This window comes from Actinoplanes sp. NPDC048967 (assembly GCF_040649415.1).
Lineage (GTDB): Bacteria > Actinomycetota > Actinomycetes > Mycobacteriales > Micromonosporaceae > Actinoplanes.
The window spans coordinates 18,445-33,036 of the sequence record NZ_JBEZFL010000010.1 but is presented as its reverse complement, the minus strand read 5'-3'; the positions used below and the strand labels follow the sequence as shown (position 1 = coordinate 33,036).

The 14,592-nt window shown below is 72.6% G+C and carries 13 protein-coding genes; 7 read left to right on the top strand and 6 right to left on the bottom strand.

What is annotated here, in order from left to right:
- Positions 1-51: 51 nt before the first annotated feature.
- Entirely contained in the window at positions 52-342 is a 291-nt protein-coding gene (locus AB0C12_RS34760) for a YiaA/YiaB family inner membrane protein (protein ID WP_360554347.1), read from the bottom strand.
- A 77-nt stretch (positions 343-419) separates the two neighbouring features.
- Between AB0C12_RS34760 and AB0C12_RS34755 the strand changes: the two genes are divergently transcribed.
- The 6 genes from AB0C12_RS34755 to AB0C12_RS34730 all read left to right on the top strand — a co-directional run bounded on the left by AB0C12_RS34755 (position 420) and on the right by AB0C12_RS34730 (position 8,170).
- Entirely contained in the window at positions 420-1,349 is a 930-nt protein-coding gene (locus AB0C12_RS34755; protein ID WP_360554345.1) for an FAD-dependent oxidoreductase, read from the top strand.
- Positions 1,350-1,450: 101 nt separating this feature from the next.
- Positions 1,451-3,541, top strand: coding sequence for a PhoX family phosphatase (locus AB0C12_RS34750; protein WP_360554344.1), 2,091 nt, complete (start codon positions 1,451-1,453; stop codon positions 3,539-3,541).
- A gap of 133 nt (positions 3,542-3,674) precedes the next feature.
- Positions 3,675-4,025, top strand: a complete 351-nt coding sequence (locus tag AB0C12_RS34745) for an STAS domain-containing protein (protein ID WP_360554343.1) — start codon at positions 3,675-3,677, stop codon at positions 4,023-4,025.
- Positions 4,022-5,020 (top strand): sensor histidine kinase, encoded by a 999-nt coding sequence (locus tag AB0C12_RS34740; protein WP_360554341.1) that lies wholly within the window; start codon positions 4,022-4,024, stop codon positions 5,018-5,020. Before AB0C12_RS34745 ends, AB0C12_RS34740 begins: the two co-directional genes overlap by 4 nt.
- Positions 5,021-5,126: 106 nt before the next feature.
- The gene (locus tag AB0C12_RS34735) at positions 5,127-5,942 is read left to right on the top strand and encodes a DUF4142 domain-containing protein (RefSeq protein WP_360554340.1); all 816 of its coding nucleotides are present in this window, start codon (positions 5,127-5,129) and stop codon (positions 5,940-5,942) included.
- 134 nt (positions 5,943-6,076) lie between these two features.
- Positions 6,077-8,170: a PhoX family phosphatase gene (locus AB0C12_RS34730; RefSeq protein ID WP_360554338.1), complete on the top strand. Its 2,094-nt coding sequence runs from the start codon at positions 6,077-6,079 to the stop codon at positions 8,168-8,170.
- A gap of 48 nt (positions 8,171-8,218) precedes the next feature.
- On the opposite strand, the gene AB0C12_RS34725 is transcribed toward AB0C12_RS34730, so the two are convergent.
- The 4 genes from AB0C12_RS34725 to AB0C12_RS34710 form a co-directional block, all read right to left on the bottom strand.
- The gene (locus tag AB0C12_RS34725; protein WP_360554336.1) at positions 8,219-9,292 is read right to left on the bottom strand and encodes a hypothetical protein; all 1,074 of its coding nucleotides are present in this window, start codon (positions 9,290-9,292) and stop codon (positions 8,219-8,221) included.
- A complete protein-coding gene (locus AB0C12_RS34720; RefSeq protein WP_360554335.1) occupies positions 9,289-9,993 on the bottom strand; it encodes a TIGR03943 family protein in 705 nt (234 codons plus the stop codon). The genes AB0C12_RS34725 and AB0C12_RS34720 overlap by 4 nt, the downstream gene beginning before the upstream one ends.
- Entirely contained in the window at positions 9,990-10,985 is a 996-nt protein-coding gene (locus AB0C12_RS34715; RefSeq protein ID WP_360554831.1) for a permease, read from the bottom strand. Before AB0C12_RS34715 ends, AB0C12_RS34720 begins: the two co-directional genes overlap by 4 nt.
- 149 nt (positions 10,986-11,134) lie before the next feature.
- Entirely contained in the window at positions 11,135-12,607 is a 1,473-nt protein-coding gene (locus tag AB0C12_RS34710; RefSeq protein WP_360554333.1) for a GGDEF domain-containing protein, read from the bottom strand.
- Positions 12,608-12,683: 76 nt separating this feature from the next.
- Between AB0C12_RS34710 and AB0C12_RS34705 the strand changes: the two genes are divergently transcribed.
- Complete coding sequence (locus AB0C12_RS34705) at positions 12,684-13,859, top strand: acyl-CoA dehydrogenase family protein (protein WP_360554331.1); 1,176 nt, start codon at positions 12,684-12,686, stop codon at positions 13,857-13,859.
- Here AB0C12_RS34705 and AB0C12_RS34700 read toward each other — a convergent pair whose 3' ends face one another.
- Positions 13,860-14,540 carry a GNAT family N-acetyltransferase gene (locus AB0C12_RS34700; RefSeq protein WP_360554329.1) on the bottom strand — a complete coding sequence of 227 codons (681 nt, stop codon included), beginning with the start codon at positions 14,538-14,540 and terminating at the stop codon, positions 13,860-13,862.
- Positions 14,541-14,592: the final 52 nt, after the last annotated feature.

The following is a 14,592-nucleotide window of genomic DNA, read 5'->3' as shown; positions in this document are numbered from 1 at the left end:
CATCGGTGACCGGCATCAACGACGACAAGGATACGGGGCCGGCATTCGGGCTCAGCCGGCCGGGACCTTGAACGGGTCGTGGTCGGCCAGCAGCTTGTCCAGCCGGGCCTGGTCGACCCGGCGGACCACGGTGCCCGCGTCCTGCATGTCGCGGACGCATTTGGCCAGCGTGAACGCCGACGTGACGACGTAGAGCAGGCCCACGGCGAGGAAGGCGCGGATCCAGCTGCCCACCGGCAGGTACGCGATCCCGGTGGCGACCGCGGTCAGGGACAGCGCGAAGGAGGCGATGGACTGCACGTAGAAGGCGGTGGTGGTCTTCGGTTGCGGATTGGTGTCCATGCCGCAGTCTGGTCCGGGCGGTCGTACCTGCGACTGAGCCCGGGTACTCAGAGCCGGGTTACGACAGGATGACGGACATGGCGGACGTGGTCGTGGTGGGCGGCGGCATCATCGGTCTGACAGCGGCGATGCGGCTGCGGCAGCACGGCGCGGCGGTGACCGTGTGGACGCCGGAGGACCCCGCCCGGACGGTCTCCGCGGTGGCCGCCGCGGCCTGGTATCCGACCCGGACCGGCTTCGACCGGCGGATCCTGGCCTGGGCCGCGGCCACCTACGACCAGTTCCGCCGGGACGCCTTCGACCGGGTGCCGGGGGTGCTGGTGCGTGAGACCCGCAACCTCGAGCGGTCCGGCGCGACCGGTGAGCCGTGGTGGGCGCCGGCCGCGCGGGACGTGCGCTACCTGCCGGCCGAGCCGCCGTGGACCCGGGAGGTGCGCTTCCGGGCGCCCCTGGTGGAGATGGGCGTGTATCTGCCGTGGCTGCGCGAGCGGCTGCTGGCCGCCGGGGTGCGGGTGCGGCGGCGCCGGGTCGACCGGCTGGAGGAGGCCCTGGTGGAGGCGCCGGTGGTGGTCAACGCGACCGGGCTGGCCGCCGGCGCGTTGTGCGGTGACCCGGAGGTGGTCCCGGCCCGCGGGCAGATCGTGCTGGTCGCCAACACCGGCATCTACACCTCCGTCCGCGACGAGGGCGAGCCGTCGACCTACGTGCACCCCCGCAGCCGCGACGTCGTGCTGGGCGGCACCTGGCAGGAGGGGGACTGGAACACCACGCCCGATCCGGCCACGCGGGACGCGATCCTGGAACGCTGCGTGGCCCTGGTGCCCGAGCTGGCGGGTGCGCCGGTCGTGGGGGAGAAGGTCGGGCTGCGCCCGGTGCGGCGTGGGGGCCCGCGGGTGGAGGCGGAGAAGTGGCCGGGCGGGACGGTGGTGCACGCGTACGGGCACGGCGGCGCCGGCATGACGCTCTGCTGGGGCTGCGCCGACCAGGTCGCCGAGCTTGCTCTCTGACAACAGCCGATCACCTTCCGTTCACCTGCCCCCGCGACTAGGCTCAGGTTTCCGGCATCGATCTTGATGAATCATGCAGAGTCGCGTGAGGAGACCGTCCGATGACCGACCGACCCCGCCTGCTACCCCTTCTCGGACCGGCCGGGCATGCCGGTCGCGATCCGAAGACCTGCCTGTACCGCTGCGGCAACGCCTGCGACCATCCCGTGCCCAACGAGTCCGCCAACCCGTACCTCGGTGACGTGGTCAACACCGCGATGACGCGCCGGGGTGTGGTCCGGGCCGGTGCGGTCGGGGCCCTCGTCCTCGGCTTCGGGGCCGCGCCGGCTGCCGCGGGCGCCGCGCAGGCCGCCGAGCCCGGGGCAGCGCCCAAGCACGGTGGTGGGGGCGCCGGGGCGCTGACCTTCAAGCCGATCCCGCCGAACGAGCTGGACACGGTGATCGTGCCCAACGGCTACGACAGCGCGGTGGTCATCCGCTGGGGCGACCCGATCCTGCCCGGCGTGCCCGGCCTGGACGTGCACCGGCAGACCGCGCGCCGGCAGTCCGCGCAGTTCGGCTACAACAACGACTTCCTCGGTGTCCTGCCGCTGGGCCGCGACGGGCGCCGGGCCCTGCTCGTGGCCAACCACGAGTACACCAACGAGGAGCTGATGTTCCCCGGCTTCACCACTCAGGAGGCGCTGAGCGTCGAGCAGGTCCGGGTGGCGATGGCCGCGCACGGCATGTCCGTGGTGGAGCTCGAACGCGTCGGCGGCACCGGGCAGTGGCGGCCCGTCGGCGGCCGGCGGCCGTACAACCGGCGTTTGACCATGCTGGACACGCCGTTCCGCTTCACCGGCCCGGCGGCCGGCACGGCGCTGCTGCGCACCGCGGCCGATCCCCGCGGCCTGACCCCGATCGGTACGCTCAACAACTGCTCCGGCGGCGTCACCCCGTGGGGCACCGTGCTGTCCGGCGAGGAGAACTTCAACCAGTACTTCGTCGGTGGCGACGCCGCCCCGGCCGCCCTCAAACCGGCCCTGGCCCGCTACGGCATCTCCACCACCACCCGGGTGCCGGACGAGTCCCGGCGCTGGGACCGCGCCCAGGAGCGTTTCGATCTGGCCGTACACCCGCACGAGGCGCACCGCTTCGGCTGGATCGTCGAGGTCGACCCGTTCGACCCCGGCTCGACCCCGCGCAAGCACACCGCGATGGGCCGCTTCAAGCACGAGGGCGCCAACGTCATCGTCGCCAGGAACGGTCAGGTCGCCGCGTACATGGGCGACGACGAGCGGTTCGACTACCTCTACAAGTTCGTCTCCGCGAAGAAGTTCGTCCCGGGCGGCTCGGCCTCGGCCCGCCGGCACAACCTGACCCTGCTGGAGTCCGGGACGCTCTACGTCGCGAAGCTGACCGGTGACAGCCCGCCGGCGGAGATCGACGGCACCGGCAAGCTGCCGTCCGACGGCGCCTTCGACGGCCGCGGCACGTGGATCAAGCTGGTGTCGGGGGACCGCTCGTACGTGCCCGGCATGACCGCGGCCGAGGTGCTGACGTTCGCGCGGCTGGCCGGGGACGCGGTCGGCGCCACCAAGATGGACCGGCCCGAGGACGTGCAGCCCAGCCTGCGGACGGGCAAGATCTACGCGGCGCTGACCAACAACGTCAACCGCGGCGTGGGTACGAACGCGGGGCCGGACGAGGCCAACCCCCGCCGGGAGAACAAGCACGGCCAGATCTTCGAGATCGTCGAGGACGGCGGCGACCACACGGGTGAGACCTTCACCTGGTCGCTGCCGATCGTCTGCGGCGACCCGGCCGACCCGTCGACGTACTTCGCCGGCTACGACAAGACCGCCGTGTCGCCGATCTCGTGCCCGGACAACGTGGCCTTCGACAGCACCGGCAACCTGTGGATCGCCACCGACGGCAACCAGCTGGGCAGCAACGACGGCCTGTTCGCCACCGCCATCGAGGGGCCGGAGCGGGGCCACCTCAAGCAGTTCCTGACCGTGCCGCCGGGCGCCGAGACCTGCGGGCCGTTCATCACCGGCGACGACCGCTCGGTCTTCACGGCGGTGCAGCATCCCGGTGAGATCGACGGCGCGACGCTGGACGAACCGGCCTCGACGTGGCCCGACGGCGACTTCGCCAAGCCGGCCGTGGTGGTGACCTGGCGCCTGGACGGAGGCCCGATCGGCAGCTGACCCGTGCGACGGGCTCGCGTACCGGCGGGCCCGTTACTCCTTTCGTGGCAGCGGGTTGCGGCCCGGCCGGCCGCGTCGGACGCTGGTGGCGGCAGCGTGCCGAGGACCCGGTCGATGGCGGTGGTTGTGATCTATGGAGCGGCAGTCGGAAGTCCTGGCCGACTGCGAGGTGGTGTGGTCGGCCGGCTGGATCGCGGTGTCCGGCGCGATCGACGCGGCCAGCGCGCCCCTGCTCGGGCAACGGATGCGCACTCTCGTCGGTCTTGGGCAGCTCGACGTCGATTGCCGCTCCGTCACGGTGCTTGATGTGGCCGGTCTTCGCATGCTCGCCGAGGTGGGCGCCACGGCACACGCCGTAGGCGCGACCGTGTGTCTGCAGTGCTCACCGGCAGTGACGGAGATGTTGACCTTGTGTGGTGTACGGGAGCTTCCCGGCGTAACGCTGAGACAGGGGAGCCACGACAGCCCAGGGAGCCGACAGTGATCAGCCTGGCCGATGGCGGCCGCTCGGGGACCTTCGACCACCGCGCCCTCGTCGTCGACGCGGACGACACCGTCGACCGCGTGCTGCTCCCGTTCCTGCGCCGGAAGATCACATCCGACCAGCCGGTCCTGATGGTCGTCGGCGCCGACACCGAAGCGGTCGTCCGCGACCGCCTGGGCCCCGACGCCCACGCCCTGCAATGGGCGCCGATGAACGCGTTCTACCAGCGAACGGGCTTCACCTACTCGAGATTTCTGCGATATCTGCGGGAACGGCAGTCCCGGCAGGAGGTCGTCCACATCATCGCCGAGCCCGATGTCGTGACCGACCCCGACGCACCGGTGGACCGGTCCGCCGCCTACCTGGGCTACGAGGCGATGGCCAATGAGGTGTACACCTGCTACCGCTGCTCGATCACGTGCGTCTGGCACAGCCACCGGCAGGCGCCGTCGATCATCGACGAGGTCCGCCGGGTCCACCAGCGTGAGCTGAGCGCCGAAGGCGTCGTGGAGAACCCGGGGTACGTGGCGCCGGGCGACTTTCTCGGCGAGCGGGCGCCGGCCGACACGGCTGCGGTCCCCCCGGTCACGGAGGTGGACCTGACGGTATGGCACGTCGAGGAGGCGGCGGCCTGTCGCGCCGCTGTCGCCCGGTGGGCGACCTCGCAGCACTTCGTTCCCACGGCGGTCCGGCAGGTGGTCACGGCCACCGGTGAAGTGGTCACCAACGGGCTGAGACATGGCCGGCCGCCGGTGCGGACCCGGGCGTGGAGTCAGGGCGCCACGCTGATCGTCCACGTCGAGGACCACGGCGGACGGTGCATCCCCGTCGACGCCGGCTACCGGCCGCCGGTCAGCCCGGCCGATCCGGCCGGGCTGTGGGTCGCCCGCCAGCTCGCGGACGTCCTCACCACCCGCACCGCCGGTGGCCGGACCGCCGTACGGATGTACTTCCCCTTCGCGGTGATCCACCGCAATCTCCGGGTGCCCACCTGACATCCCCGCGGCCGGCGCCGGAATTTTCGGCGCGTTGATCCGAAACAGCCCGCGATCCGTATTCCGGCCTACCAGGATCATCGAAGAACCATGGCCGGAGGTTGACGTGTTCGCGGTCGATCGGATGTTGCGTCACCTGGCGGGCACGGCACTGGCCGCGGTCGCCCTGCTCGCGTTCGACCCGCAGGTGGCCTGGGCCGAACCCGGCGTACCGGTGCCGCCCAACGGCCTGCTCACCGACCGCGGCCGGGGTGACGTCTCCGACGCGGACCGCGATTTCGCGGTCAAGGTCCGGCTCGCCGGGCTGTGGGAGATCCCGGCCGGCCAGATGGCCCAGGAGAAGTCGCAGGATCCGCGGATCCGCGCGATCGGCAAGGACATCGCCACCCAGCATGTCGCGCTCGACAAGCTCGTCCGGGCCGCGGCCAAGAAGCTGGACGTCACCCTGCCCGACAAGCCCAACGCCGACCAGCAGAAGTGGCTCGCCGAGATGCGCGACGCGGAAGGCGAGGAGTTCGACCGCGTCTACATCGACCGGCTGCGGGCGGCGCACGGCAAGATCTTCCCGGCCATCGCCTCGATCCGGGCCGGTACCCGCAACGACACGGTGCGCAAGCTGGCCCAGCGCACCAACCAGTTCGTCATGACGCACATGACGCTGCTGGAGAGCAGCGGCATCGTCGACTTCGCCGCGCTGCCGACCGTGCCGCCGCCGGCCGCGGCCACGGGCGGAACGGCGAACGTCGCCCAGCAGGCACCCGCGAGCTCGGTCTCGGACCTGTCGGTGACCCGGAATCCGGTGCCCGCCATGATCCTGGTCGCGATCGCGAGTGCGGCGGTGACCGCCTTCGTCCTGCGGTACTTCATGCAGGCCTCCCGCCGGACCTACCGGCGGCAACGTCCCCGGTACTTCGAGTCCTGACCCCCGGTACGACCCGGGCCGTCGTGTTCATCCGGCGTTCACCGTACGTCCGGACCAGCTCCAATCGCAGCTCTTAGCGTCAGGCGACCCCGTCCGTGACGGGAGCCATATTGCCTGCGAGGAGCTCTGCCCCGATGACTGAACGACCCCGCCTGCTGCCGCTGCTCGGCCACACCGGGCGCGACGCGATGACGTGCCTCTACCGCTGCGGCAACGCCTGCGACCACCCGGTGCCGAACCGGACGGACAACCCGTACCTCGGCGACGTCGTGAACACCGGGATGTCGCGCCGCGGTGTGGTGCGCGCCGGTGCCGTGGGCGCGCTCGTGCTCGGCTTCGGTGGCACGGCGGCCGCCACGGCCGGACCGGCGTCGGCCGCGCCGGTCGCCGAGGGCCTGCCTGCCACCCTCAAGAACGGGAAGGCCGGCCCGCTGACCTTCAAGGCCATCCCGCCGAACAAGCTCGACAACCTGATCGTCCCGAACGGCTACGACTCGGCCGTCGTGATGAGCTGGGGCGACCCGGTCCTGCCCGGCGCGCCGGAGTTCGACATCAGCGGGCAGAGCGTGCGCCGGCAGTCGGCGCAGTTCGGCTACAACAACGACTTCGTCGGGGTCCTGCCGCTGGGCCGCGACGGGCGCCGGGCGCTGCTCGTGGTCAACCACGAGTACACCAACGAGGAGCTGATGTTCCCCGGCTTCACCACCCTGGACGCGCTCAGCGTGGACCAGCTCAAGATCGCGATGGCGGCCCACGGCCTGTCGGTCGTCGAGCTGGAGCGGGTCGACCGCACGGGGCAGTGGCAGCCCGTGCGGGCCCGGCGGCTGCCGTACAACCGGCGGATCACCGCGCTGGAGACGCCGTTCGCGTTCACCGGCCCGGCCGCCGGCTCGGTGTGGCTCCGGACCGCCGCCGACCCCAAGGGTCGGACCGCGATCGGTACGCTCAACAACTGCTCCGGCGGCGTCACCCCGTGGGGCACCGTGCTGTCCGGCGAGGAGAACTTCAACCAGTACTTCGTGGGCGGTGACGCGGCCCCCGAGGCGCTCAAGCCCAAACTGGCCCGCTACGGCATCTCCACCACGGCCCGGGTGCCGAGCGGTTCGCGGCGCTGGGACCGCGCCCAGGAACGTTTCGATCTGGCCGTGCACCCGCACGAGGCGCACCGCTTCGGCTGGATCGTCGAGGTCGACCCGTTCGACCCTGATTCGACCCCGCGCAAGCACAACGCGATGGGCCGCTTCAAGCACGAGGGCGCCAACGTCATCGTCGCCAAGGACGGCCACGTGGTCGCGTACATGGGTGACGACGAGCGGTTCGACTACCTCTACAAGTTCGTCTCCGACGGCAGGTACCTGCCCGGCGACTCGGCCCACGCCCGCCGGCACAACCTGACCCTGCTGGAGTCGGGCACCCTCTACGTGGCCAAGCTCGGCGGCGACAGCCCGGCAGCCGAGATCGACGGCACCGGCAAGCTGCCGTCCGACGGTGCCTTCGACGGCCGCGGCACCTGGATCAAGCTGGTGTCGGGCAACCGCTCGTACGTGCCCGGCATGACCGCCGCGGAGGTGCTCACCTTCACCCGGCTGGCCGGCGACGCGGTGCTGGCGACCAAGATGGACCGCCCGGAGGACGTGCAGCCCAGCCCGCGTACGGGCAAGATCTACGCGGCCATGACCAACAACACCAACCGCGGCGTCGGCACCAACCCCGGCGTCGACGAGGCCAACCCGCGCAACGCCAACAAGCACGGCCAGATCTTCGAGCTGGTCGAGGACCGCGGCGACCACACCGGCGAGTCGTTCACCTGGTCACTGCCGATCCTGTGCGGTGACCCGGCCGACGCGTCGACGTACTTCGCCGGCTACGACAAGACGGCCGTGTCGCCGATCTCGTGCCCGGACAACGTGGCCTTCGACAGCGCCGGCAATCTGTGGATCTCGACCGACGGCAACGCGCTGGGCAGCAACGACGGCCTGTTCGCCACGGCGATCGAGGGATCCGAGCGGGGCCACCTCAAGCAGTTCCTGACCGTGCCGCTGGGTGCGGAGACCTGCGGGCCGTTCATCACCGGCGACGACCGGTCGGTCTTCGTCGCGGTGCAGCACCCGGGCGAGATCACCGGCGCGAGCGTCGAGAAGCCGGCCTCGACGTGGCCGGACGGGGACTTCGCCAAGCCGTCGGTCGTGGTGACCTGGCGCCTGGACGGCGGCCCGATCGGCAGCTGAGCCCGGTCACCAGCTCCCGGCGCCACCCCGGCGCCGGGAGCTGATCTCTCAGACGGTGCGCAGGTCCAGGGTGTGCCAGACCAGGTTGTCCTGGTCGCCGGTGGCCCACCAGACCACGCCGTTGCGGGTGAAGACGCCGTCGACCGCCGGGCTGATGTCCACCGTGCGGTCCGTCTTCAGGTCGTGGATCAGCAGACCCGCCGTACCGGTCAGGTCCGAGTCCGGGCCGGTCTCCGACAGCAGCTCGAAGCGGTCCAGCACCGCCACGTCCGGGACCGCCGCCCCGGCCGCGCTGCCCGCCACGCGCCGGCGGGCCGAACCGTCCGGGTGCATCAGGTCGATGCGGGCCAGGCCGTCGCCGTTCATCACCAGGACCCGGCACCACGTCGCGGAGCAGGTGATCAGCTCCGGTCCGGTGGTGCGGACCGGGGTGTCCTTGTTGGCCGCCAGGTTGCGCAGGACCGTCGTGCCGGACTGGTCGCCGCCGCCGTTGGTCAGCCACGGCCAGGTGGTCAGCGCCCACGTGCCCGGCTCCTCCCGGACGGCGACCCGGCCGCCGGTCAGGGGGACCGAGCGGATCTCGGTGACCTGCTCGCCCTCCGGTGCGGCGGCGGCCCAGTGCACCCGGCCGTCGGCCAGCACCAGGTCCCACTGGGAGCCGAAGAACACGGCGTTGCCGGTGTCGGTGGTGAGGCGGCGGGCCGGCCCACCGGCCACTTTCGTGGTCCAGATCTCCAGCGGGCTGCCGTCGGCGGATTCCGTCCACACCAGGTCGTCGCCGCTGATGGTGAAGGCACCGAACTCGGGGTTGCCCGACAGCGGACGGCGGCGCAGCTCCCGGACGGTCTCGTCGGCGTTGCGCACGAGCAGCCGCTCGGCGGTGCCGTCGGGGCTGGGCGCGGTGCCGACGCTGGTGCGGGCGTCGAGGAACAGGCCCGGGTGGTAGATCGGCCCGTCACGCAGGTTGCCGGGCAGGTCGGCGCGTTGCGCCCGGGGCCAGGCGGCGGCCAGGCCCGTCCGGGCGGCAGGGGTGGTGCCGGGCTTGTCGGGGGCGAACACGAGCAGGGCGGCCCCCGCGGCGAGGGCCACGACCAGGGCGGCCAGGGCGCGGAGCGGGGTCACTCGTACTGCTGCTTCGGTGCGGCGATCTCCTGCCAGGACTTCACCTGCAGGTACGGCACCTTGGCGTCGTTGACCGGGTCCTGTTCGGTCTTACCGGTCCAGGTGCCGACCACCTGGATCCAGGTGTCCGCCGGTACGGCCGCCGGCACCTCACCGCTGAGCGCCACCTTGATCGGCCGGCCGTCGGCGGCGCAGCAGGACATCACCATCCGGGCCAACATCGGTGCGCCGTCGGGCCCGGGCGTGACGAAGCCGGTCAGTCGCAGGTTGCGCCCGGTGAGGCTGCGGCCGTCGTCGAAGACCGCCCGGGAGGCGTAGTCCAGCAGCCCCAGATCGACGGGGTCTCCCGCCGGCAGCGCCGGATAGTCCGAGTCCGTGCCGGGAGCGGTCAGCACCGTGCCGGCCTGCCCGGCCGCGTCCGAGCCGAGCGCGGGCGGGGCGACCAGCAGGAGCCCGAGTACGGGCAGCAGCAGCAGCCACCCCACCTTCGGCTCGTGGTGGTGCTCGCCGTGCGCCTGGGCTTTGCCGCGCAGGTCGTACCAGAGGGTCAGCACGGCTGCCGCGACCAGCAGCAGGCCCGCACCGATCAGGAAGGGCCGCAGGCCTTCCTTGACGTAGCGCAGGTACAGGTCGGAGAGGCTCGCCTTGAGGATCGCGCCGCCGAACAGCAGCATGATCACGGCCTGGGCCTGCTTGTTCACAGCAGCACCGCCCCGATGCCGGTGCCGACCAGGATCGCCGCGGCGAACGTGGCCGGGGCGAAGCGCACGGAGAAGCGCCGGCCGAAGACCCCGGTCTGCATGGCGATCAGCTTGAGGTCGACCATCGGGCCGACGACCAGGAACACCAGCCGGGAGGTCAGCGAGAACTGCGACAGCGACGCGGCCACGAAGGCGTCCGCCTCACTGCAGATGGACAGCAGCACGGCCAGCACCGCCAGCGCGATGATCGACAGCACTTCGTTGCCGGCCAGCGTCTGCAGCCAGCTCTCCGGCACGACCACGTTGATGGTGGCCGCGGCCGCGGCGCCGAGCACCAGGAATCCGCCGGCGTGCATGACGTCGTGCCGGCAGGCGGCGACGAAGGCCTTGAGGCGGGAGCCGTCCTCGTGCGGGCGGGCCGGCAGCTTGATCCATTCCGCCTTGCCCAGCCGCAGCCAGAGCCAGCCCATCGCCACGGCCACGATCAGGCTGGCCACGCCCCGGGCGACGACCATCTCGGGGTTGCCGGGGAAGGCGACCGCGGTCGCGGTCAGCACGATCGGGTTGATCGCCGGGGCCGAGAGCAGGAACGCCAGCGCGGCCGCCGGGGTGACGCCGCGGCGGATCAGCGACCCGGCGATCGGCACGCTGCCGCACTCGCAGCCGGGCAGGACCACCCCGGCCAGCCCGGCGGCGGGCACGGCCAGCGCCGGATGCCTGGGCAGCGCCTTGGCCCAGAACGAGCGCGGCACGAACACGGCGATGACCGCGGACAGCACCACGCCGAACACCAGGAACGGCACCGCCTGGACCAGCACCGACACGAACACGGTGGTCCAGGTCTGCAGCCGGGGCGCGGAGACGAGGGCGGCCAGCGGGTTGCGGAAGACCACGAGCAGCACCAGCAGCCCGGCCAGGATCTCGACCGAGCCGATCCGGCGGCCGGTTGCCGGGGCGTCCGGTGGTGCGGGCGGTGCCGAAGTCCGGGCGATGTCGTCACCCGGCGCGGCATCGCGCCGGTCGGTGACGTCCTCGGGTGCGGTCACAGTGGTCACTCCGGATGGCGGGTCGGTCGGTCGGCCGCCGCCCACCATACCGACCCGGCCCGGCGTCCGGGCATCCCGCAACGGCGTGGGTAACCCTATGCTGAGCTGCGCATATGTTCACGTGACGACGCGGCGGCGATCTGGTTGCGGCCGGCTGCCTTGGCCGCGTACAGGCCGGCGTCGGCCCGCTGGAGCAGGTCCTCCGAGGTCTCGGTGCCGTCCCACTGGGCGACGCCCGCCGAGAAGGTCTGACCCAGCGGCGTACGCGCCAGGGCCCGGCCGATCACCTCACGGGCCACCTCCGCGTCGGCGCCCGGCAGCAGCACGACGAACTCCTCGCCGCCCCAGCGGGCCACCGTGTCGCCCTGGCGCAGCGCGCCGTGCCAGGCCGCGCTCGCCTCCTTGAGCAGCCGGTCCCCGGCCGGGTGGCCGTAGCTGTCGTTGAACTTCTTGAAATGGTCGAGGTCCAGCAGCGCCACCGCCAGCGGGGCGCCGTCGCGACGGGCGTGCTCCAGGGCCCGGGGGAGCTCGTCGTTCCAGGCGCGCCGGTTCGGCAGCCCGGTCAGCTCGTCGGTGCGGGACAGCTCCCGGACCTGCCGGGTCTGCAGTTCCACCTGCCGGACCAGCTGCGCCATCCGGGTGACGACCAGCAGGAACAGCGCCGTGCAGCCGATCACGATGGCCAGGCCGTCCGTGACCCCGCCGTGGTAGAGCTGGGTGGCCAGGATCGCCGGGGCGATCAGCGACGTGGTGGTCAGCACGACCAGCTGCAGCTTGCCCAGCCGGGGCGGCCGCGGCGCCGCGGTGACGCCCAGCTCCCGCGCGCCGGTGTGCAACGCGGCGATGCCGAACAGGGTGAACGCGACCAGGAACACCTCGTCCAGGCCCCGGCGGAACCAGAGCACCTCCTCCAGGTGCACGCCGAGGTCGCCGAGGTTGCCCAGCAGCACCCAGGCGGTGTCACCGATGAGGAACGCGGCCAGCGAGCCGGTGATCCACCAGAACGGCGCGCCGCGGCTGCCGCCGCTGCGCAACAGCCGGGTCATCATCGCCAGCAGCAGCAGATCCCCGACCGGGTACGCGACCTGCACCGTGCGCCCGAGCACCGACATGTCCGGGTCCTGGGCGGCCGGGTGGATCACGTACACCCAGGCGAGCAGGCCCAGGCCGGTGGTGATGGTGGTGGCGTCGACCATCGCGGTCCAGTTGCGCCGCCGGTCGCGGCGGCGGATCAGCAGGGCCAGGCCGAGCGCGCAGGCCGGGTAGAGGCCCAGGAAGAACGGGTCGGACGGGGTGGGCATGTCGCTCCAGCCCAGCACCTGATCGCTGTAGATGGCGACACCGATGCCGGTGGCGTTGCTGAAGACGCCGGCGGCGAAGCACCACCAGGGCAGCCGGTCGGCCAGCGGCAGCCGGCGTACGCCCAGGACGATGGCGGCGGTGCCCGCGTACCCGATGGCGACTTCCCAGGTGCTCTCCCACCAGCCGTTGTCGGGGATCAGCTGATAACCGGCGATGGCGAGCGCCATCGCGGCGGCGTAGAGCTTCCAGGTGCGGCCACTCGTCATCCATCCAGCACAACCCGGCCGGGGTGCCGGCCCGGGAGCTGTCCCGGTGCCGTGCGGTTGCACCTACGATCGGGCGGTGCCGACCATCGATTCGCATGACGCCGCCCTCGCCGCCGCCGCTGACGTCGCCGCGGCGCTCGCCCCGGGGGTGATCCAGCGCGACCGGGACGGGGCTGCCGCCGTACCGGTCGAGGCCCTGGCCGCCCTGGACCGCTCGGGGCTGCTCGCGATCACCGTGCCGGCCGCCGACGGCGGCCCGGCGCTGAGCCCGGTGACGCTGGCCGAGGTGACCCGGGTCATCGCGGCGGTCGACCCGGCGCTCGCCCAGGTCCCGCAGGCCCACTTCCTGCTGGTCGACGTGCTGGCCGTGCACGGCGACGCGGCCCTGCGGGCCCGGCTGTTCGGCGATGTGCTCGCCGGCCGCCGGATCGGCAACGCGCTGGCCGAACGCGGCGGCCGGCACGCCCAGGACCTGTCCACCCGGCTGAAGGACGGCCTGCTCAGCGGCCGTAAGTACTACTGCACCGGCGCGCTGACGGCGGCCTGGATCGCGGTCAGCGCGCTGGACGGCGACGGCCGCCTGGTGCTGGCCTTCGTGCCGCGCGACGCGGTCGGCGTCACCGTCGACACCGATTGGGACGTGCTGGGCCAGCGCGCCACGATCAGCGGCACGACGACGTTCGAGGACGTGCCGGTCGAGCTCGTGCTGGACTACGCCGGCGCCTTCGAGGTGCCGCAGCAGCTGGGTGCCCGGGCCCAGCTCGTGCACGCGGCGATCGAGGTCGGCATCGCCGAGGGGGCGCTCCGCGACGCCGCCGCCTACCTGCGGGAGAAGGCCCGGCCGTCCACCGAGGCGGTGCGCGCCGGTGCCGCCACGGCGGCGGGCGATCCGCACGTGCTGCACCGGTACGGCCGCACGGCGAGCCGCGTCCGAGCAGCCGCCGCCCTGCTGCGGGAGGCGGCAGCCGTCCTCGAGGAGATCGGACTCGTCCCGGCCGACGCCGAGGCCGCCGCCCGCGGTTCCCTCGCCGTGGCCGCCGCCAAGGCGTTCGCCAGTGAGGTGGCCGTCGAGACGGCCTCGGAGCTGTTCGCGATGTGCGGCACCAGCTCGACGGCGGCCAAGTACGACCTCGACCGGCACTGGCGCAACGCGCGGACGCACAGCGTGCACGACCCGGTCGACTGGAAGTACCACCACCTGGCGGCCTGGGAGCTGGCCGGCGTGCAGCCGCCGAACCACGGCCAGCTCTAGCTACCCGGCCGGGTCCAGCCGGAACGCCGCGAACACGATCGGCGTGCGGACGGTGAAGCCGAGCTGCTCGTAGAGCCGGATGGCGCCGGTGTTGGTCCCCGCCGCGTGCAGGAACGGCACCTCGCCGCGCGAGCGGATGCCGGCCACCACCGCCCCGATCAGCCGCGTCGCCAGCCCGGCCCCGCGGTACGCCGGGTCGGTGCACACCGCGCTGACCTCGGTCCAGCCGTCCAGCCGCATCCGTTCACCGGCCATCGCCGCCAGCACCCCGTCGCGCCGGAGGCCCAGGTAGGTGCCCAGTTCCGGCGTGCGCTTGCCGAACGGTCCGGGCCGGGTCCGCTGCACCAGGTCCAGCATCTCCGGCACGTCGTCGGCGGTCAGCAGCTGGGCCTCGGGATCCGCCGCGCCGCGCACGTCCGGCCCGATCAGCTGCACGCCCGGTGCCCCGCCGACGTGCGTCCAGCCGGGCTGCCGGGCCAGTCCCGGCGCGGCCAGCAGCGGCTCGTGGTCCGTCCCGGCCAGCGCGGCCAGGTCCTGCCAGGCGGCCGGGTCGGCGGGATCGTCGACGGCCGCGAACGGGCTGACGTCGCTCAGGTAGCGGGCGCTGCGACCGTGCCGCTCGGCCAGGCCGGCGTGCGGGCCGGTCAGCGCGGCCCATGCGGGGTTGTCCAGTACATGCACGCCGCCGATTCTGCCCGCTGCTAGGCCGCCGGACGCAGGGATTTGTGCGGGC